This window comes from Pseudomonas entomophila, assembly GCF_029193575.1.
Classification (GTDB): domain Bacteria; phylum Pseudomonadota; class Gammaproteobacteria; order Pseudomonadales; family Pseudomonadaceae; genus Aquipseudomonas; species Aquipseudomonas entomophila_G.
On the sequence record NZ_JARGCS010000026.1, the window covers coordinates 26,878 to 48,044 of the forward strand.

10 protein-coding genes, 2 tRNA genes and 3 rRNA genes are annotated in these 21,167 nt (G+C 63.3%); 2 read left to right on the forward strand and 13 right to left on the reverse strand.

What is annotated here, in order from left to right; genetic code table 11:
* The first annotated feature begins 77 nt into the window (after positions 1-77).
* Entirely contained in the window at positions 78-422 is a 345-nt protein-coding gene (locus P0Y43_RS12725; RefSeq protein WP_063542660.1) for a cupin domain-containing protein, read from the forward strand.
* Positions 423-581: 159 nt separating this feature from the next.
* Here the strand turns inward: P0Y43_RS12725 and mmsB are convergent, their stop codons facing one another.
* Both mmsB and P0Y43_RS12735 read right to left on the reverse strand, forming a co-directional pair.
* Positions 582-1,472: a 3-hydroxyisobutyrate dehydrogenase gene (gene mmsB, locus P0Y43_RS12730; RefSeq protein WP_275637623.1), complete on the reverse strand. Its 891-nt coding sequence runs from the start codon at positions 1,470-1,472 to the stop codon at positions 582-584.
* A gap of 10 nt (positions 1,473-1,482) precedes the next feature.
* Entirely contained in the window at positions 1,483-3,009 is a 1,527-nt protein-coding gene (locus tag P0Y43_RS12735) for a CoA-acylating methylmalonate-semialdehyde dehydrogenase (RefSeq protein WP_275637624.1), read from the reverse strand.
* 124 nt (positions 3,010-3,133) lie between these two features.
* Here P0Y43_RS12735 and P0Y43_RS12740 point away from each other — a divergent pair, with 124 nt between their 5' ends.
* Positions 3,134-4,084 carry a LysR family transcriptional regulator gene (locus P0Y43_RS12740; RefSeq protein WP_275637625.1) on the forward strand — a complete coding sequence of 317 codons (951 nt, stop codon included), beginning with the start codon at positions 3,134-3,136 and terminating at the stop codon, positions 4,082-4,084.
* A 37-nt stretch (positions 4,085-4,121) separates the two neighbouring features.
* Here the strand turns inward: P0Y43_RS12740 and P0Y43_RS12745 are convergent, their stop codons facing one another.
* The 11 genes from P0Y43_RS12745 to P0Y43_RS12795 form a co-directional block, all read right to left on the reverse strand.
* Positions 4,122-4,616, reverse strand: coding sequence for an OmpA family protein (locus P0Y43_RS12745; RefSeq protein WP_275637626.1), 495 nt, complete (start codon positions 4,614-4,616; stop codon positions 4,122-4,124).
* A 3-nt stretch (positions 4,617-4,619) separates the two neighbouring features.
* Complete coding sequence (locus P0Y43_RS12750; protein ID WP_275637627.1) at positions 4,620-5,891, reverse strand: diguanylate cyclase domain-containing protein; 1,272 nt, start codon at positions 5,889-5,891, stop codon at positions 4,620-4,622.
* Entirely contained in the window at positions 5,888-6,433 is a 546-nt protein-coding gene (locus P0Y43_RS12755; protein WP_430540246.1) for a YfiR family protein, read from the reverse strand. The genes P0Y43_RS12750 and P0Y43_RS12755 overlap by 4 nt, the downstream gene beginning before the upstream one ends.
* A gap of 107 nt (positions 6,434-6,540) precedes the next feature.
* On the reverse strand, positions 6,541-8,616 hold the full coding sequence (recD, locus tag P0Y43_RS12760) for an exodeoxyribonuclease V subunit alpha (RefSeq protein WP_275637629.1): 2,076 nt from the start codon (positions 8,614-8,616) through the stop codon (positions 6,541-6,543).
* Positions 8,613-12,290 (reverse strand): exodeoxyribonuclease V subunit beta, encoded by a 3,678-nt coding sequence (gene recB / locus P0Y43_RS12765; protein ID WP_275637630.1) that lies wholly within the window; start codon positions 12,288-12,290, stop codon positions 8,613-8,615. Before recB ends, recD begins: the two co-directional genes overlap by 4 nt.
* Positions 12,287-15,769 carry an exodeoxyribonuclease V subunit gamma gene (recC, locus tag P0Y43_RS12770; RefSeq protein ID WP_275637631.1) on the reverse strand — a complete coding sequence of 1,161 codons (3,483 nt, stop codon included), beginning with the start codon at positions 15,767-15,769 and terminating at the stop codon, positions 12,287-12,289. Before recC ends, recB begins: the two co-directional genes overlap by 4 nt.
* Positions 15,770-15,926: 157 nt before the next feature.
* A 5S ribosomal RNA gene (gene rrf, locus P0Y43_RS12775) occupies positions 15,927-16,042 on the reverse strand.
* A 136-nt stretch (positions 16,043-16,178) separates the two neighbouring features.
* Positions 16,179-19,070 (reverse strand): 23S ribosomal RNA (locus P0Y43_RS12780).
* 237 nt (positions 19,071-19,307) lie between these two features.
* Positions 19,308-19,383, reverse strand: a tRNA-Ala gene (locus P0Y43_RS12785).
* 6 nt (positions 19,384-19,389) lie between these two features.
* A tRNA-Ile gene (locus P0Y43_RS12790) sits at positions 19,390-19,466 on the reverse strand.
* 77 nt (positions 19,467-19,543) lie between these two features.
* A 16S ribosomal RNA gene (locus tag P0Y43_RS12795) occupies positions 19,544-21,080 on the reverse strand.
* The 16S, 23S and 5S rRNA genes sit together here with 2 tRNA genes alongside, the layout of an rRNA operon.
* Positions 21,081-21,167: the final 87 nt, after the last annotated feature.

The following is a 21,167-nucleotide window of genomic DNA, read 5'->3' on the forward strand; positions in this document are numbered from 1 at the left end:
GTCGAGCCCAGGCAACTCCCTCGCCGGCGCAACCCCTAAGGTGGCAGGTCAAACAGCCAATCACCTGGAGCCCTGCCATGTCAGATTTCATCACCGTCCTGCGCGAGACCTGCCCCACCCCGGTGGTCGACGCGACCAAGTGGAAGCGCATCGGCGGCGACCCGCACACGGTCAACCTCAACGCCTACCTGTCGGCCGACGGCAGCAAGATCATGGGCACCTGGATCTGCACGCCGGGCAAGTTCGAGGTCAATTACGAAAAGTGGGAGTTCTGCCACTTCCTCGAGGGCTACTGCATCATCACCCCGGAAGGCGAGGAGCCCAAGCACCTGAAGGGCGGTGATGTATTCGTGATCGAACCGGGGATGAAGGGGACCTGGGAAGTGGTCGAGACCGTTCGCAAGTATTTCGTCTTCGCCTGACCGACTCTTGAAGCCGACGCTGAACCTGAGCGGGCTGGCCCGCTCACACAGAGGGCGGCCAATCCGCGTGCAAAAAAAATCGCGGGTCCGGGTCACCCTCCCCCAGGTGCGCAGTTACAGGGGGAGGGCCTCCCGGCCCGCGATCAAGCCCATCGCGCTTCAATCCTTCTTGCGGTACCCCTCGACGATCGCCGAGAAATCCTTGCCCCCCTCACCGCGCAGGCTCATCGCCTGGTACAGCTGCTGCGCCACCGCGCCGAGGATCACCGGCTGGTGCGCCTGGCGCGCCGCCTCGGTGGCCAGGCCCAGGTCCTTGAGCATCAGTTCGGCGCCGAAGCCGCCGGTGTAGCCACGCGAGGCCGGGGCGGTCTCGATGATGCCCGGCCACGGGTTGTACGTATCCGAGCTCCAGCAACGGCCGGTGGAACTGTTGATGATGCCTGCCAGCACCTTGGTGTCGATGCCCAGCGCGTTGCCCAACGCCATGGCCTCGGACACGCCGATCATCGAGATGCCCAGCAGCAGGTTGTTGCAGATCTTGGCGATCTGCCCCGTGCCCACTTCACCGCAGTGCACGATGTTGCGGCCCATCTGTTCGAGCACCGGCTTCAAGGTCGCGAACAGTTCAGTGCTGGCACCGACCATGAAGGTCAGGGTGCCCGCCGCCGCGCCGCCGGTGCCACCGGACACCGGCGCATCGCCCATGTCGACGCCCTTGGCCGCAGCGGCCTTGGACACCTCACGGGCGGTCTGCGGGTCGATGGTGCTGCAATCCACGGTCGGGGTGCCGGGGCGGATGCCCGCCAGCACGCCGTCTTCCTCGTTCAAATAGACGCTGCGAACGTGGGCCGCAGCCGGCAGCATGGTGATCACCAGCTCGCTGTTGGCCGCCGCGTCGCGGGGCGAGCGGCTGACCTGCCCGCCCAGTTCGGCGAGCTCGGCCAGCACGGTCTGGTTCAGGTCGAACAGGTTCAGCGGGTGACCGGCCTTGATCAGGTTGCGGGCCATGGGCGCGCCCATGTTGCCCAGGCCGATGAATGCGATGCGCATGGCGGTCTCCTTAGCGCAGGCTGATGGTGGTGTTCACACCGTCGTTGACGCTGTCGTCGTCGAACCAGCGGGCGGTGACGGTCTTGGTCTGAGTGTAGAACTGCACCACTTGCTTGCCGTACGGGCCGAGGTCGCCAAGCTTGGAGCCGCGCGACCCGGTGAAGCTGAAGAACGGCACCGGCACCGGGATCGGGATGTTGATGCCGACCTGGCCGATGTCGATCTCGCTCTGGAACTTGCGCGCCGCCGCGCCGCTCTGGGTGAACAGGCCGGTGCCGTTGCCGAACGGGTTGGCGTTGACCAGGGCGATGGCCTCGTCGAGGGTGTCGACTTCCAGGGTCACCAGCACCGGGCCGAAGATTTCCTGGGTGTACACCTGCATGTCGGTGGTCACGCCAGAGAACAGGGTCGGGCCGACGAAGTTGCCTTGCTCGTAGCCCGGCACCTTGACGTCACGCCCGTCCAGCTCCAGCTTGGCGCCTTCGCGGATGCCGCTTTCGATCAGCCCCAGTACGCGTTCCTTGGCGCGCTTGGACACCACCGGGCCGACGTCGGTGCCCGGCTCGCTGCCGGCGTTGACCTTGAGCTTGCTGGCCGCTTCCTTGATGTCTGGCAGCCACTCGCGGGCCTTGCCCACCAGCACCGCCACCGAGGTGGCCATGCAGCGTTGGCCGGCCGCGCCGAAGGCAGCGCCGACCAGGGCGTTGACGGTCTGCGTGCGGTTGGCGTCGGGCAGCACCACGGCGTGGTTCTTCGCGCCCATCATCGACTGCACGCGCTTGCCGTGCTGGCTGCCCAGGTTGTAGACGTGGGTGCCGACCTCGGTGGAGCCGACGAAGGAAATCGCCTTGATGTCCGGGTGGGTGCAGATGCCATCGACCACCTGCTTGCCGCCGTGCACCACGTTCAGCACACCCGCCGGCACCCCGGCCTCCAGCGCCAGCTCGACCAGCATCATGGTCGACAGCGGGTCTTGCTCGGACGGCTTCAAGACGAAGGTGTTGCCGCAGACGATGGCCATCGGGAACATCCACAACGGGATCATCGCCGGGAAGTTGAACGGGGTGATGCCAGCGCACACGCCGATCGGCTGGCGCAGGGTGTAGGTGTCGACGCCACCGGCGACGTTCTCGGCAAACTCGCCCATCTGCAGGGTGCCGATGGAGGCGGCGTGCTCGACCACTTCCAGGCCGCGGAAGATGTCGCCCTCGGCGTCGGCGAGGGTCTTGCCCTGCTCAGCGCTGAGGGTCTGGGCGATGCGCTTGGAGTGCTCGCGGATCAGCGCCTGCAACTTGAGCATGATGCGCATGCGTGCGCCGATCGGGGTGTCGCGCCAGGTCTTGAAGGCGCGCTCGGCGGCGGCCACGGCGGCGTTCACTTCCTCGGCGGTGGCGAACGGCACCCGCGCCAGCACCTGCTGGGTGGCCGGGTTGACGATGTCGCGCCACTCGGTGCTCTTGGACTCGACCCACTGGCCGTCGATCAGCAGCTTGACCTGCTCGACCTTGGCCTGGTCGGGGGTGTGGGGTGCGTTCATCTGCGCTCTCCTTGGAATTATTGTCGGGACGCGATTCGCGGCGCCGGGAAGTGGCGCCAGGGGGCTTTCTTCGAGTATAGATATGCAAACATCCAACAAGAACGCACAAAAAAACCGGATCAACATGCAAAAAGACCTGCCTTCCCTGGGCGCGCTGAACTGGGATGACCTGAAGTTCTTCCTCGAAGTCGCCCGCACCCGCAAGGCCAGTAGCGCCGCCAAGCGCCTGGCGGTGGACTACACCACGGTGTCGCGGCGCATCACCTCGCTGGAGGGCGCGCTGGGCACCTTGTTGTTCGAAAAGTCCCGGACCAACGGCTTCGTCCTCACCGCCGAGGGCCAGCGCTTGCTGGGTTATGCCGAGTCGATCGAAAGCACCCTGCACATGGCCTGCGAGCAAGTCTCGGGCTCGGGCGTGGCATTGTCGGGGCATGTGCGCATGGGCTGCACCGAGGGCTTCGGCAGCTTCTTCGTGACCCCGCAACTGAGCCATTTCGTCGACGCCTACCCGGCGATCTCGGTGGACATCCTGCCGCTGCCACACTTCATCAGCCTGTCCAAGCGCGAGGCGGACATCGTCATCGCCCTGGAGCGCCCGGAGCATGGGCCCTACGTGTGCTGCAAGCTGTGCGACTACCGCTTGCGGCTATATGCGACCCAGGCGTACCTCGACAACCACGAGCCGATCCGCGCGGTCGCTGATTTGGTGCGCCACCCGTTCATTAGCTATGTGGACGACCTGGCGTTCAGTTCCGAGCTGCTGTACCTGGCCAACCTGATCCCCAACGCCAGCGCGCACCTGCGCAGCACCAGCGTGATCGCCCAGTACACGGCGGCGTTGCAGGGGCGTGGGCTGGCGATCCTGCCGTGCTTCCTGGCGGCGCAGGATGAGCGGCTGGTGCAGGTGCTGCCGGGGGAGGTGGAGGTGACGCGACAGTTCTGGATGTACTGCCGGGAGGATCTGCGCAAGTTGAAGCGGATTACCCTGTTGTGGGATTACATCCGCGAGGTGACCGAGGCGAATGCGCCCTTGTTGATGGGGGATACCCGGAACATGCGTTTTTCAGGGGACTGAGGGGGCCGCTGTGCGGCCCTATCGCGGGGCCCTCGGATCAGCTCGACGCCACCACGATCGACACCCGGCGGTTCTCGGTGCGCCCCGCGATGGACTTGTTGTCCGCCACCGGCTGGCTGCTGCCCAGCCCCCGGGTGTGGATATTCCCGGGCAACATACCGATGCCGATCAGCACCTTCGCCACACTCTGCGCCCGGCGTTCCGACAGCTGCTGGTTGTAGGCATTCTTGCCCGACGCATCGGTATGCCCGTCTACCCGCACATGCTCGATACTCACCGAAAGCAACGCCTTGCCAATGCGCTCGACGATCGCCTGGCTCTCGCCATTCAGGCTATCGACGTCGCTGCCAAACAGCACCTTGCCAGACAAATCGAACGCCCAGCCCTCCTCGCTCGGCGCGAAGCCTTCGCGCTTGAGCACGGCGATCTGTTCGGCGCTCAGGCCTTGGGGCGGCACACTCTGGCAGCCGCCCAGGCCAAGCAGGGCCAGCAATAACGCCAGCACGGGCCAGCGGGGGAATAGGTGGGTCACGGTTCAGCTCCTGTTTTTCATATCCGTGGCGCAGCGTTCCGTCTGCGCCGTTTGCCAATGGCCACGGCGCTTGCGCTTGGCCTGGTACATCGCCGCGTCGGCGGCATTGAGCAACGTGGCCGAATCCTGGCCATCGTCGGGGTAATAGGCGATGCCCACGCTCAGCGAGGTGCTGATGCTGTTGCCATCGTCCAAGGTGACCGGCAGCTTCATGCTGGCGACGATTTTCTCGGCGATGCGCTGGGCGTCCTCGCGCGAATGCAGCGGGGTGAGCAGCACGGCGAACTCGTCGCCGCCCAGGCGGGCGACCAGGTCGTGCTCGCGCAACTGGGCGCGCACGCGGCTGGCGACGCTGATCAACACCTCGTCGCCGACGGCGTGCCCAAGGTTGTCGTTGATCTGCTTGAAGTGGTCGCTGTCGAGGAACAGCAGCGCCAGATGGTCCTGCTGGCGCGCGGCATTGCGCAGGCTGCGGTTGAGCCGGCCCTCGAAGAACGCCCGGTTGGGCAGGCCGGTGAGGCTGTCGTGGCTGGCCTGGTGGGCCAGGGTCTCGTTCTCGCTCTGCAGATGGCTTTGCCAGACCTCCAGCTCATCGAGCAAGGCGTTGAAGTCATTGCCCAGCTCGTTCAGCTCGGCGATCCGCGCCTCGGGCACGCGCCGGTCGAAACTGCGCTCGCGACGGGCAGCGTGGGCAACACTGGCGAGGCTGCGCAGTGGGCGAACGATATCGCCGAACAGCTGCCGTGACAGGTAGATCGCCATTACCGCGCTGAGCAGGCTGCAGAACAGGATGCCGGCCAGGCCGCTGAGCAGGAAGCGCAGCAGGCTGTCACCTTGGCCGACCAGCTCGATGTGCCCGACCTTGCGCTGCTGATGGAGGATCGGCAGGTTCACCGGCTCATCCAGCAACAGGCTGGCCAGCCGCGCCTCCAGCGGCGCCAGCATGCCGCTGTCGCTGCGCTGCCAGTGCGCCAGCAAGTCACCGTCGTTGTCGAGCACCTTGGCGTCGGCCACCTCTTCGGTGGCGGCGATCAACGCCAGGGCTTCGTTGGCCGCCTGGCTGTCGTCGAACACCACCGCGGCTTCGACGGTATAGGTGATGGAGCGGGCGATCAGGTGCAGGTTCTGGTTGGCGTAAACACGCAAGGCCAGCACACCGAGCAGGGTCAACGAGATGCCCACCAACCCCACCGCCAGCAACGCCACGCTCAGGTGCCCGCTGCCGAGCACACTGCGCAGCGTCGGGCGCACCACACGCTTGCCACTGAGTTTCATGGCTGCCCTGCCCTGCGCCGCGATAGCTGCAGCACACTGGGGTGGATGCGCACGCCACTGCGCGCGACCGAGTCGAGGTTGACATCGAAGGTCACCTGTTCGTCGCCCACGCGCAGGCAGAACAGGCTACCGACCGTGCACGGGTCATCGGCCTCGCTGATGCTCAGCACCGGGTGGCCGTTGAGTGCCTGGAACAAGCGGTCGCGCTCGCCAGGTTCGAGTTTGCCGATATACACCGCATCACAGCTGCCAACCACCTGGGTGTCACCGGCCAGCAGGCGGCGCACCTGCATCGGCTGGCCCGTGTTCTGCACTTCGCCCTTGATCAGGTCATCGGCGTATTCGGTGGGGCCCACCACGCACAAACGCAGGGGTGCCGGGGCCGCCGGCCAGCGTGCGTAACTGAAGATGCCGAGCACGACCTGGGTCACGGCCTTGGCCCGCTGCTGGGCCTGGGGCGCACGCGGGGGGACGTCCGCCCAAGCATGTGCGGCGAATAGCAACAGGGCGGCGAGCCACAGGGAAGGCACGCGGCCTGTCATTCGCCGCGTAGGCGAGACAGCCACCATCATGTGGGAAATCTCTCAACTTACGTTCAGATATTCCGCAACGATAGCATAAGGCCGCATAGCCAAGGCATTGACGTTCATCAGTGATGTTCCAGCATAAGGCCAGAAATCCGTCGCACCCTGCGCCCGACCGCTTCCTCGAACACCCCAGCGCGCGGCTCGACCAAGCTGAAACAATGCTTGGCGCGGGTGATGCCGGTGTACACCAACTCCTTGGTCAGCACCGGGTTGAGGGTGTCGGGCAACACCAGGGCGGTGTGGCTGAACTCCGACCCCTGAGACTTGTGCACGGTCATGGCGAACACTGTTTCCACTTCGTTTAGACGGCTAGGCAGGACGAAACGTACCCCGCCCGCCCCGTCGTTGCGGGGGAAAGCCACTCGCAGCAGGGGCTCGCCGTGTTCGTCGGGCAAACGCAGGGCGATGCCGATATCACCGTTCATCAGGCCAAGGCCGTAGTCGTTGCGCGTCACCAGCACAGGGCGGCCTTCGTACCAGGGTTGCTGGCTGTCGATCAGCCCGGCGCTGCTCAACACCCGCGCCACCCGCTCGTTCAGGCCCTCGACGCCCCAAGGCCCCTTGCGCACCGCGCACAGCAGCTGGAAGTCCTCGAAGCTGCGCAGCACCTCGGCGGCCCACTGTTCCCAGCGCGGGTCGTCGGCCAGTGTGCCGGGGGCTGGGCGTTGCCGTCCGATACAGCGCAGATAGCTGCGGTAGCCTTGCGGGCCTTGCTCGCCACGGTTCAGGCCATCCAGCAGCAGGCGGTCGAAAGCGCGGTCGTGCTCGCCACGCAAGGCGAGGCCGAACACATCCTCGGGCGGCAGGCTCAACAGCGCGCGGGCCTGCTCGGCCTGCTGGCGGTTGACCAGCCGGGCCAACTGGCCGATGCCACTGCCTTCGCCGAAGCGCCGGGAGTGACGCAACATCACCACCTGCTGCGCCAACGGGTGCTGGCTTTCGTCGCCCGGGGTGAGGCCACGGCCGTCTAGCGACTGCCCGCCGACCTGCTCCAGCCAGGCTTGGGTGGCGGGGGCATAGCGGCCCTCCTCGGCATCGCGACACAGGTCGCCGAGCACCGCACCGGCCTCCACCGAGGCCAGTTGGTCCTTATCACCGAGCAGCACCAGACGGGCGCGGGGCGGCAGGGCATCGAGCAGGTTGGCCATCATTGCCAGGTCGATCATCGAGGCTTCGTCGACCACCAGCACGTCCAGCGGCAACGGGTTGCCCGCATGGTGGCGGAAGTGCCGCGAGCCGGGGCGGCTGCCCAACAGGCGGTGCACGGTGCTGACCTCGGTGGGGATCTGCCCGCGCACCTCGTGGCTGACGTGCAACTGCTCGACCTGCTGGCCGATGGATTCGGTCAGCCGCGCCGCGGCCTTGCCGGTCGGCGCCGCCAGGCGAATGCGCAGGGGACGGCCCTGCTCCACCGCGGGCGCCTGCAACAGGGCCAGCAGGCGCACCACCGTGGTGGTCTTGCCGGTGCCGGGGCCGCCGGTGATGATGCTGAACGCGGCGCGGGTGGCCAGCGCGCAGGCAAGCTTCTGCCAGTCCACCTGCCCTTGCGGCGCGCCACTGGCGAACAGCTGCGCCAGGCGAGCGGGCAAGTCGACGGGCATCGCCTCGGCAACGCTCAGGCGCTGGTGCAGGGTGGCGTCGATACGCCGCTCGTAGCTCCAGTAGCGCCGCAAATACAGGCGCAGGCCGCTGAGCACCAACGGTCGGTCGGCGTGCCCGGCGGTGTTGCCAAGCGCCACCAGGGCGCTGGCGGCGATGCGTTCGCGCCAGGTGTCCAGGTCCAGGCTGGCGAGCAACTGCGAGGGCAGCAGCAACGGGCCGGCCAGGGCATCGCCCTCCGGCGGCAGCGACAGGGCGAAGTCCGGCTCGGCCAGGGTCTGCGCCAGGTCCAGGCAGACGTGGCCGTGGCCGAGCTGGTGGCTGGCCAACGCCGCCGCCAGTAGCAGCAGCGGGGCGCTGCCCGGCGCGCGCTCTTCGAGAAAGCCCACGAAGGCGCGGTCCAGGGCGCGCAACCAGCCGCGCTCGACCCAGCGGTCGAGCAGCACCAGCAGGTCGTGGCTGTCGCGCAGCGGCGCCAAGGCAGCCAGGTGCTCGGCCTGCAAAGGGATGGGCAAGAGGTCGTCGAGGCGTCGGCTCATGGCGCGGCTCCGGCAAACAGGTCCTGCTGCTCGGGCGCCACGGCGCCGCTGAACAGCGCGTCGAGCTGCTCGATCAGCGCGCGCGGCGGCCGGGCGAAGTGCAGCCCGTGGCCAGCGCCGCCGACACCACGCAGGAAGATGAACAGGGCACCGCCGATATGGCGGTCGTAATCGTAGTCCGGCAAGCGCGCGCGCAGTTGACGGTGCAGGGCCAGCAGGTAGAGCACGTACTGCAGGTCGTAGCGGTGTTCGAGGATCGCCTGCTCCATGGCCAGGGCGCTGTAGGCCTGCGCGTCGGGGCCGAGCCAGTTGGATTTGTAGTCGGCCACGTAGTAACGCCCATCCAGTTCGAACGCCAGGTCGATGAAGCCCTTGAACATGCCGTTGAGCTGGGTCGCCAGCGCCGCCGGGCGCGCCGCGCCGCCGTGGGTATGGCGGCTGACCAACTGATCGAGGCGCAGCACGTCGACCTGGTGGCTGGCGAACCAGAACTCCATTTCGATCTGGTACTGCTGCAATTGCCCCAGGCTCAGGACCGGCCCTTCGGTGGCCCAGGCCATCGGCTGGCTCAGCAGTCGTTGCAGCCATTGGCTGAGAGCCGGGATCCAGCCGGTCCAGCCGCGGCGGTTGCAACGCTGGCCAACGGTGCGCTCGATCAGCGCGGGGTTGGCGCCAACCTCGGCGAAGCCTTCACGGCCGGCCCATTCGAGCAACCCGTGAAGGAAGGTGCCGGGGTTGGGGCCACGGGGGAAGCGATGGATATCCCCGCCTTCGGCCGGCACTTCGCGCAACGACTGGGCATCGATACTTTCGTCGTCGAGCAGTTGCTGGGCCTGTGAGCTGTCGGCGCCAAAGCCCTGGTCGCCGACGCGCAGGGCGCTGTAGGAGGCGATCCACCACTGCTCCGCCGCGGCACGCCGGGGCTTGCGCGCGGGCAGCAGCTCGGCACCGTCGCGGGGCGCGCGATAGTGCTGCTCGTCAGCTTCAGGGACCGGCAGCCAGGCGATGTCCGTGCGCCCGTCGCGCAGTGCCTGCAACCAATCCGCCAGTTGCCCTGAAGCCGCCAGTGGCATACCGCCGCCCAGCAGGTAACCCAACGCCGAGCGGTGCAACTGCGAGGTCTTCTGGTTGCCGCGCTTGAGGTCGGCGATGCCGAGCCAGCAAGCGTACTGGGCGCGGGTCAGGGCGACGTAGAGCAGGCGCAGGTCTTCGGCCAGGCGCTCGTCGTCGGCGCGGGCGATCTGTTCGTCGGTGGGTGTGAGCGTCAGGTGGGCATGGCCGTCGGCATCGTGCCAGGCCAGCGGTAGGCGCTGGCCGTCGACCGGCTTGCTGGTGCAGATGAACGGCAGGTACACCAGCGGGTATTCCAGGCCCTTGGACTTGTGGATGGTCACCACCTTGACCAACTGCTCGTCGCTTTCCAGGCGCAGGATCTGCTCCTCGCCGGCCTGCCCGGAATTGGCCAGGTGCTCGGCCAGGTGGCGGATCAGCGCCTGCTCGCCATCCAGCTCGCCAGCGGCCTGTTGCAGCAACTCGGCCAGGTGCAGCAGGTTGGTCAGCACACGCTCGCCGTCGCTGCGGCCGATCAAGGTCCGCGGCAACTGGAAGTCGTGCAGCAGGCGCCGCAGCATCGGCAGCACGCCTTGACGCTGCCAGGTGTCGCGGTACAGGCGAAAACGCATGACCCAGGCCTCCCAGACCCGCTCGTCCTGGTTCAAACGCTCCAGTTCGAGCAGCGGCAAGTCGAGGGTCAGGCTGGCCAGGGCGGCCTTGAGCAGGCGTTCGGAATCCGGCTCGGCACAGGCCTTGAGCCAAGCCAGCAGGTCATGGGCTTCCTGGGCGGCGAACACCGAGTCCTTGTCCGACAGGTAGACGCTGCGCACGTCGCGAGCAGCCAGTTCGGCACGCACCAACTGCGCCTCGCGGCCGTCGCGCACGAGGATGGCGATGTCCGAGGGCAGGCAGGGCCGCAGGCTGCCGTCGCTGGCACTGAAGCCGGTGACGCCCTGCTGGCCGCCGTTGAGCACGGCGACGATATGGCTGGCACAGCTGGCAGCCAATTGCTGGCGGTACACCGCACCGGATACCGGCTCCTCACTCTGCAACTGCCAGCAGTGCAAGGCCGCGCCCGGCTGGCCGTCGATCAGCAACTGTTCGCCACGGCCCTTGGCGCGAACCTCGACGAATGGCAAGGGGTTGTCGCCACTTTCACGGAACAGGAAGGCGCCACGGCCCTCGCTGCGCGCCTCGGCTTGCAGGAACACCCGGTTGACCGCCGCGACCATGGCCTGGCTGGAGCGGTAGTTGGTGTCCAGGCTGTGCAGGCGCCCGGCGGTGGCGCGGCGGGCGGCGAGGTAGGTGAAGATGTCGGCGCCGCGGAAGGCGTAGATCGCTTGCTTCGGGTCGCCGATCATGAACAGGCCGGTGTCCGGGTTGTTCTCGGTGATCCGGTAGATGCGCTCGAAGATGCCGTACTGCACCGGGTCGGTGTCCTGGAATTCGTCGATCAGCGCCACCGGGAACTGCTCGCGGATCAACCCGGCCAGGCGTTCGCCGGCCTCGCTCGACAGGGCGTGCTCCAGGCGCAGGAGCATGTCGTCGAAGCCCATCTCGGCGCGTCGGCGCTTTTCCACCTCGAAGCGCGCCGACACCCAGGCGGCGGCATGCTCCAGCACCTGCGCGTCGGGGCCAGCGAGGGTTTGCAACTGCTCGCGCAGGCGCTCCATCGCCTGCAAGGCCGGGTGTTCAGGCGGCTCGCCGGTCTTCCACGCTTCGGCCATGCCGTCGGGGGTCAGACGGGTGAAGCCGGTGCCCAAGTCGAGCTCGACCAATTGATCGTCGCCGGCCCAGGCCCGCAGCTTGTCGAACCAGGGGTCGAAGAAGCGCGCCTGGAGCTTGCGCCCGTCGGCCTGCTTGCCGGCCACCGCGGCGCGGCAGATGTCTTGCAGTTCATCGGCCCATCGCGCCCAGGGCGCCTTGAGCTCGCGCAACTGCTCGCCGCGCGCGTGCAGGGCGGCCTCGATCAGCACCTGTGGCTCCGGCCGCTCCTGCTCGACGCTGACGCGGCCGAACAATGGCCGGATCCGCGGCAGCAAGGCCGCCGGGCTGACCCAGTGGCCGCGCACCCAGGCCAGGGCCTCGCCGTGCATGCCGTAGCAGAAGCGTCGCCAGTAATCGCGCATGACCTGGCCGAGCAGCTCACTGTGGTCGGTTTCCAGGCTCTGGGTGAACAGGCTGCCACTGTCGAAAGCGTGCTCGCGCAGCATGCGCTGGCACCAACCGTGGATGGTCGACACGGCGGCTTCGTCCATCCACTGCACGGCGATTTCCAAGCGGCTGGCGCAGCGTGGCCAGTATTCCTGCGGGTAGTCGTCGCGCAACTGGTGCAGCAGCGGGTCGGCGGCGTCCAGCTCGCCACGGAAGAAGCGCGCGGCCTCGGCCAGGCGTGCGCGTATGCGCTCGCGCAGCTCCTTGGTGGCGGCATCGGTGAAGGTCACCACGAGGATCTGCGGCGGCAGCAGCTCACGGGCGAAGGCTTGCTCGCCGCCGTGGCCGAGGATCAGGCGCAGGTACAGGGCCGAGATGGTGAAGGTCTTGCCGGTGCCGGCGCTGGCTTCGATCAGTTGGCTGCCGTGCAGGGGAAAGCTCAGCGCCAAGGGGCGGGCCTGGGTCATGCGGCACTCTCCGGGTTGCCCTGGGTCTGCCAGGCGGCTGCGAACAGGGGACGGTACAGGGTTTCACACCAGCCTTCGAAGGTTTCGTCAGCGGTAAGGGCGGCGTAGTCGGGGAACTGCCGGGCCAGGGCCAGGCTCTCGCTGCGCTCGCCGAAGCTGTTCTGGCCATCGCCTTCGTAGGCGCGCAGGGCGGCAACCTGGGCTTTGTCGGGATCGGTCTGGGCCAACCACGCAAAAGCCGTCTTGGTGGCAACGGGCAAGGGAGCGTTCATCGCCGCCTGGCGTGCCACCAGCAAGTCGCCGAGCAAGTCGCCGGCCTGCGCCTGGGGCAAAGGGTCGAGCAACAGGCTCAGGTCGCTGGCCACCAGCGCGGTGTGCAGGGGGTAACCGGCAGCGCAAGCCGCCAGGTGCATCACCCAGGCAGGGATCAGCCGGTGCCACTTGAGGCTGTTACGCCCGGCGCCAAGGCTGTTGGGCACGGTGGTGATACTCAGCAGGCCCTCTTCGGTGCCTTGATAGACACGCCCGAGCCAGCCCTCCAGGCGCAGCGGGCCACGTTCGAAGTGGATCGGCAAGGCGCCTTCGACCACGTGAGGCCAGCGCTGCAACAGTTGGCAATGACGCTGCAGCAAGTCGGGCAGCGGCTGGATCAACTCGACCTGCAGGCTTTCGCCGAACCCGGCCAGCGGCAGCAAACCGCATGCCTGGAGGCGGCGGGCCTGGGTGCGCAGGGCCTGTTCGGCGTTGTCCGGGTCGGCCAGTGCCGCGGTGAGCAGGCTTTCGCTCAGGCTATAGCGTTGAAGGGCGTCGAGGACGAAGGGTTCTTCGTCCGGCGTAGGAGCCTCCAGTGCCTCGAAGAACACTTTCAGACGCTGGCTGAAGAAGTGCCTGACCGGGTGACGGAGGAAGTCCTGCAATTGCGTCAGGCTCAAGGGCTCGTCGCTGTCGTAGGGCGGCAACCTATCGTGGGTCGCCGACGGCGCTTCGGTGGGCTGGTGCAGCACCTGCCATTCATGGGCATAGCTGAACAGTGGGCTGCCCTTCTGGAAATAGCGCTGGCTGAACGGTTGCAGCGGGTGCTCCTGGGTCAGGGCATGCAGCAATTGTTGGCCGGCATCGTCACGCTGGCCGTCACAGGCGCCGTGGAGCTTCCAGCCGGCCGCCAGGTGGTCGCGCAACTGACCAATCAGCACTGACGCGGGGCGTTCGCTATTGTCGCGAATGCTGCGTCCAACCCAGCTGATGTACAGCTGGTCACGCGCCGAGAGTAGCGCTTCGAGCAGCAGGTAGCGGTCGTCCTCGCGGCGTGAGCGGTCGCCCGGGCGATAGTCACTGGCCATCAGGTCGAAGTCCAGTGGTGGTTGGGCGCGCGGGTAGTCGCCGTCGTTCATGCCCAGCAGGCACACGACGCGGAACGGAATGGCGCGCATCGGCATCAGCGTGCAGAAATTCACCGAACCCGCCAGGAAACGTTGCGACAGCTTGCCTTGATCGAGGCCCGACAACCACGCCTCGCGAACCACGGTGAGCGGCAGCAGGTCGTGCAGGCCGACGGCCTCGCAGGTCTCCAGCCAGGTGTCGCGCAGGTCCTGCAATTGCACCAGGAGCAGTTCGTCATGCTCGTCCTCGGCGAGGAAGAACACCTGCAGCAGCGCGTGCAGGCGCTCGCCCCATTGGCTGGCGCTGGCCGCTTGCGAGAGGGTCTGGCAGGCGACGTCGAGGGCGTCGAGCAGGGCCACCAGCGGGCCGATCAGCGCGGCATCGAGGCCACCGATCTCGTCGTAGGGCTCGATGTCGTCATAGCCCTCTCCCACGCCGACGGCGTAGCCCAACAGCATGCGCCGCAGGCCAAAGCGCCAACTGTTCTGCTCAAGGCCTTCGGGCAAGCCGAGGCTGGCCCGTTGCTCGCCGCTCAGCCCCCAGCGGATGCCGGCGCCCTCGATCCAGCGATGCAGGGTCGGTAGGTCGCTTTCCTGGATGCCGAAGCGGGCCCGCACGGCGGGAACATCGAGCAGGTCGAGCACTTCGCTCACGGCAAAACGGCTGTCGGGGAGCTTGAGCAGGTGTTCCAGGGCGATCAGCAGCGGGTCGCGGCCACGCTGGCCTTGGTCGGTCAGGGTGAAGGGAATGTAGCGCGGGTCGTGGCGGTCCAGTTGGCCGAACACGGCGCGGATGTGCGGGGCGTAGTCGTCGATGGCTGGGAGCATGACGATGACGTCGCGCGGGCGCAAGGTCGGGTCGGCGCTGAAGCGGGCAAGCAGTTGGTCGTGGAGGATTTCCACTTCGCGCTGCGGGCTGTGGGCGACGTGGAAGCGTACCGAACGGTCCTTGGCGGGGTCGACGAGCGGCCATTGCTCGCGGGTTTCGGCCAAGGGGCGCAGTTCGAGGATGTCGTCTTGCAACTGGTTGAGCAGACAGGTGGGGGCTTCGGCATTGAAATAGTCGATGCGACCATCGCTGAAGACACCGCTGTAGCTATTGGGATCATCGTAGCTGTCGAGCAGGTTGATGTAGTCGCGGCCTTGCTTGCCCCAGGCAGCCAGCAATGGATGTGCATGCTGGTGCAGCGACGCGTCGTCCAATTGCAGGGGCATGCCTTGTTTGCGCTGCTGGCGCTTGTATTGGTGGCGAAGCAAGTCTTTGTCGGCAACGATGTCGGCCCAGTGGTGACGGCAGGGGTTGTGCACGCACAGCAGCACCTGGCTGAAGCGGGCGAGACCGGCCAAAGCCTCCAAGGCTTGGGCCGGCAGGGACGAAATACCGAACACGATGACCCGCGAAGGCAACCCGGGTGGCGACTGCTCCAAGGCATTGATGCGCTCGACGAACCGCTGGTGCACACCGGCACGACTTTGCGCCATCCCCGCCTCGCCGACATCGTCGAGCAACGCTCTCCACAGTTCGGCCTGCCAGCGATTGCCGGCAGCCAGTGGCTTACGCTCGCCGCGCGCGCTGTTGAGCACGTGCTCACCGGCAGCCCAGGCCTTGAGCCAATCAGCGCGGTAGACCTGGTATTGGTCGAACAGGTCAGCCAGGCGCTCAGCGAGCTGGTAACGCTTGCGCAGGTCACTGTCATCGGTGAGGAAGCGTTTGAGGGGGTCGAAGTGCGGGCGTTCGATCAGCTCGGGGAGCAGGCGCATCAGGCGCCAAGTCAGGGGCGCTTTGTCCAGCAGCGAGACTTCGGGAATCTCGTCGCGGCCCAATACGCGACGGTAGAGCTGCCACATGAAGCTGCCGGGCAGCTGTACCTCGATGGCGGCGGCAATGCCGCAGCCCCCCTGGTCGTCGTCCGCCGGGTCTTCGGCGAGGGCCAGTTTGAGCCACTGGGCGATGCCGTTGCTTTGGACCAGGGCAATTTCGTTTTCGAGCGGTGCCAGGGGGTAACGCCGCATCCAGCTCACCACCAGGCTACGCAAGTCATCCAGGCGGTTGCCATGAACGATCATGAAGCCGGGATGCAGTGAGGTGGTATAGGCCATGGACGCGCTCTGGAAGTCTGAAAGGCGAGGGGTTCTGATGGGGAACCATATCACGGGTATTGGCTGCCAGCGTTGAACGGCATGGCGGCAATTCTTTTCCCACGCGCAAAGACAAAACCCCTACCTGCTCGCGCAGATAGGGGTTTTGCGAAATGAATCTTGACGATGACCTACTCTCACATGGGGAAACCCCACACTACCATCGGCGATGCATCGTTTCACTGCTGAGTTCGGGATGGGATCAGGTGGTTCCAATGCTCTATGGTCGTCAAGAAATTCTGTTGCCAGAATGTCCTGTTGGACAGCCCAGCGAATTCGGATATGTGAATTTGTGGTCTTGCGAATCTTCGGCTCTTTCGTCTTCACCACCACAATTCGGCGTCTGACGCTCAAATTGCTTGGGTGTTATATGGTCAAGCCTCACGGGCAATTAGTATTGGTTAGCTCAACGCCTCACAGCGCTTACACACCCAACCTATCAACGTCGTAGTCTTCGACGGCCCTTCAGGGGATTCAAGATCCCAGTGAGATCTCATCTTGAGGCAAGTTTCCCGCTTAGATGCTTTCAGCGGTTATCTCTTCCGAACATAGCTACCCGGCAATGCCACTGGCGTGACAACCGGAACACCAGAGGTTCGTCCACTCCGGTCCTCTCGTACTAGGAGCAGCCCCTCTCAAATCTCAAACGTCCACGGCAGATAGGGACCGAACTGTCTCACGACGTTCTAAACCCAGCTCGCGTACCACTTTAAATGGCGAACAGCCATACCCTTGGGACCGGCTTCAGCCCCAGGATGTGATGAGCCGACATCGAGGTGCCAAACACCGCCGTCGATATGAACTCTTGGGCGGTATCAGCCTGTTATCCCCGGAGTACCTTTTATCCGTTGAGCGATGGCCCTTCCATACAGAACCACCGGATCACTAAGACCTACTTTCGTACCTGCTCGACGTGTCTGTCTCGCAGTCAAGCGCGCTTTTGCCTTTATACTCTACGACCGATTTCCGACCGGTCTGAGCGCACCTTCGTACTCCTCCGTTACTCTTTGGGAGGAGACCGCCCCAGTCAAACTACCCACCATACACTGTCCTCGATCCGGATCACGGACCTGAGTTAGAACCTCAAGGTTGCCAGGGTGGTATTTCAAGGATGGCTCCATGAGAACTGGCGTCCCCACTTCAAAGCCTCCCACCTATCCTACACAAGCAAGCTCAAAGTCCAGTGCAAAGCTATAGTAAAGGTTCACGGGGTCTTTCCGTCTAGCCGCGGATACACTGCATCTTCACAGCGATTTCAATTTCACTGAGTCTCGGGTGGAGACAGCGCCGCCATCGTTACGCCATTCGTGCAGGTCGGAACTTACCCGACAAGGAATTTCGCTACCTTAGGACCGTTATAGTTACGGCCGCCGTTTACCGGGGCTTCGATCAAGAGCTTCGCTTGCGCTAACCCCATCAATTAACCTTCCGGCACCGGGCAGGCGTCACACCCTATACGTCCACTTTCGTGTTTGCAGAGTGCTGTGTTTTTAATAAACAGTCGCAGCGGCCTGGTATCTTCGACCGGCATGAGCTTACGGAGCAAGTCCTTCACCCTCGCCGGCGCACCTTCTCCCGAAGTTACGGTGCCATTTTGCCTAGTTCCTTCACCCGAGTTCTCTCAAGCGCCTTGGTATTCTCTACCCGACCACCTGTGTCGGTTTGGGGTACGGTTCCCGGTTATCTGAAGCTTAGGAGCTTTTCTTGGAAGCATGGCATCAACCACTTCGTCGCCTAAAGGCAACTCGTCATCAGCTCTCGGCCTTGAAATCCCGGATTTGCCTAAGATTTCAGCCTACCACCTTAAACTTGGACAACCAACGCCAAGCTGGCCTAGCCTTCTCCGTCCCTCCATCGCAATAACCGGAAGTACAGGAATATTAACCTGTTTTCCATCGACTACGCTTTTCAGCCTCGCCTTAGGGACCGACTAACCCTGCGTCGATTAACGTTGCGCAGGAAACCTTGGTCTTTCGGCGTGCGAGTTTTTCACTCGCATTGTCGTTACTCATGTCAGCATTCGCACTTCTGATACCTCCAGCAAGCTTCTCAACTCACCTTCACAGGCTTACAGAACGCTCCTCTACCGCATCACCAAAGGTGATACCCGTAGCTTCGGTGCATGGTTTGAGCCCCGTTACATCTTCCGCGCAGGCCGACTCGACTAGTGAGCTATTACGCTTTCTTTAAAGGGTGGCTGCTTCTAAGCCAACCTCCTAGCTGTCTAAGCCTTCCCACATCGTTTCCCACTTAACCATGACTTTGGGACCTTAGCTGACGGTCTGGGTTGTTTCCCTTTTCACGACGGACGTTAGCACCCGCCGTGTGTCTCCCATGCTCGGCACTTGCTGGTATTCGGAGTTTGCATCGGTTTGGTAAGTCGGGATGACCCCCTAGCCGAAACAGTGCTCTACCCCCAGCAGTGATACATGAGGCGCTACCTAAATAGCTTTCGAGGAGAACCAGCTATCTCCGAGCTTGATTAGCCTTTCACTCCGATCCACAGGTCATCCGCTAACTTTTCAACGGTAGTCGGTTCGGTCCTCCAGTCAGTGTTACCTAACCTTCAACCTGCCCATGGATAGATCGCCCGGTTTCGGGTCTATACCCAGCGACTAAACGCCCTATTAAGACTCGCTTTCGCTACGCCTCCCCTATTCGGTTAAGCTCGCCACTGAATATAAGTCGCTGACCCATTATACAAAAGGTACGCAGTCACCTAACAAAGTAGGCTCCCACTGCTTGTACGCATACGGTTTCAGGTTCTATTTCACTCCCCTCTCCGGGGTTCTTTTCGCCTTTCCCTCACGGTACTGGTTCACTATCGGTCAGTCAGTAGTATTTAGCCTTGGAGGATGGTCCCCCCATGTTCAGACAAAGTTTCTCGTGCTCCGTCCTACTCGATTTCACTGGCAAGAGATTTTCGTGTACGGGGCTATCACCCACTATGGCCGCACTTTCCAGAGCGTTCCACTAATCTCAAACCAGCTTAAGGGCTGGTCCCCGTTCGCTCGCCACTACTAAGGGAATCTCGGTTGATTTCTTTTCCTCAGGGTACTTAGATGTTTCAGTTCCCCTGGTTCGCCTCTTGCACCTATGTATTCAGTACAAGATACCTAGGTTATCCTAGGTGGGTTCCCCCATTCAGAGATCTCTGGATCACAGTCTGTTTGCCGACTCCCCAAAGCTTATCGCAGGCTACCACGTCTTTCATCGCCTCTGACTGCCAAGGCATCCACCGTATGCGCTTCTTCACTTGACCATATAACCCCAAGCAATCTGGTTATACTGTGAAGACGACATTCGCCGAAAATTCGCATGTTGCGCTCTCGCGCAGAACTCACAAATTTTACCTTAGCCTGATTAACCAGCAGTGAAACTGGCCATCAGTCTATCTATCACATATCCGAATTTTTAAAGAACGATCTGACAAAAGCCAGAAATCAACATTCAACAGCGAATGCTCATTTCTAGGTTCTGATCAAGGTACCGCAGAAAGTGGTGGAGCCAAGCGGGATCGAACCGCTGACCTCCTGCGTGCAAGGCAGGCGCTCTCCCAGCTGAGCTATGGCCCCGCATATTGGTAGGTCTGGGCAGATTTGAACTGCCGACCTCACCCTTATCAGGGGTGCGCTCTAACCAACTGAGCTACAGACCTATATAGGGTCTTGATCGTCTTCGACAATGAATCAAGCAATTCGTGTGGGAGCTCATCAGCAGGCTGATGTCTTCGATTAAGGAGGTGATCCAGCCGCAGGTTCCCCTACGGCTACCTTGTTACGACTTCACCCCAGTCATGAATCACACCGTGGTAACCGTCCCCCCGAAGGTTAGACTAGCTACTTCTGGTGCAACCCACTCCCATGGTGTGACGGGCGGTGTGTACAAGGCCCGGGAACGTATTCACCGCGACATTCTGATTCGCGATTACTAGCGATTCCGACTTCACGCAGTCGAGTTGCAGACTGCGATCCGGACTACGATCGGTTTTGTGAGATTAGCTCCACCTCGCGGCTTGGCAACCCTCTGTACCGACCATTGTAGCACGTGTGTAGCCCAGGCCGTAAGGGCCATGATGACTTGACGTCATCCCCACCTTCCTCCGGTTTGTCACCGGCAGTCTCCTTAGAGTGCCCACCATTACGTGCTGGTAACTAAGGACAAGGGTTGCGCTCGTTACGGGACTTAACCCAACATCTCACGACACGAGCTGACGACAGCCATGCAGCACCTGTGTCAGAGTTCCCGAAGGCACCAATCCATCTCTGGAAAGTTCTCTGCATGTCAAGGCCTGGTAAGGTTCTTCGCGTTGCTTCGAATTAAACCACATGCTCCACCGCTTGTGCGGGCCCCCGTCAATTCATTTGAGTTTTAACCTTGCGGCCGTACTCCCCAGGCGGTCAACTTAATGCGTTAGCTGCGCCACTAAAATCTCAAGGATTCCAACGGCTAGTTGACATCGTTTACGGCGTGGACTACCAGGGTATCTAATCCTGTTTGCTCCCCACGCTTTCGCACCTCAGTGTCAGTATCAGTCCAGGTGGTCGCCTTCGCCACTGGTGTTCCTTCCTATATCTACGCATTTCACCGCTACACAGGAAATTCCACCACCCTCTACCATACTCTAGCTCGCCAGTTTTGGATGCAGTTCCCAGGTTGAGCCCGGGGCTTTCACATCCAACTTAACGAACCACCTACGCGCGCTTTACGCCCAGTAATTCCGATTAACGCTTGCACCCTCTGTATTACCGCGGCTGCTGGCACAGAGTTAGCCGGTGCTTATTCTGTCGGTAACGTCAAAATTGCACGGTATTAACGTACAACCCTTCCTCCCAACTTAAAGTGCTTTACAATCCGAAGACCTTCTTCACACACGCGGCATGGCTGGATCAGGCTTTCGCCCATTGTCCAATATTCCCCACTGCTGCCTCCCGTAGGAGTCTGGACCGTGTCTCAGTTCCAGTGTGACTGATCATCCTCTCAGACCAGTTACGGATCGTCGCCTTGGTGAGCCATTACCTCACCAACTAGCTAATCCGACCTAGGCTCATCTGATAGCGCAAGGCCCGAAGGTCCCCTGCTTTCTCCCGTAGGACGTATGCGGTATTAGCGTTCCTTTCGAAACGTTGTCCCCCACTACCAGGCAGATTCCTAGGCATTACTCACCCGTCCGCCGCTGAATCCAGGAGCAAGCTCCCGTCATCCGCTCGACTTGCATGTGTTAGGCCTGCCGCCAGCGTTCAATCTGAGCCATGATCAAACTCTTCAGTTCAATACTGCTTGGGTTTTTAAGAAACCCTAAACTTGGCTCAGCAATCTCAAATGACTATGTGATTTCTCGCATGGCCACTTGTGATGC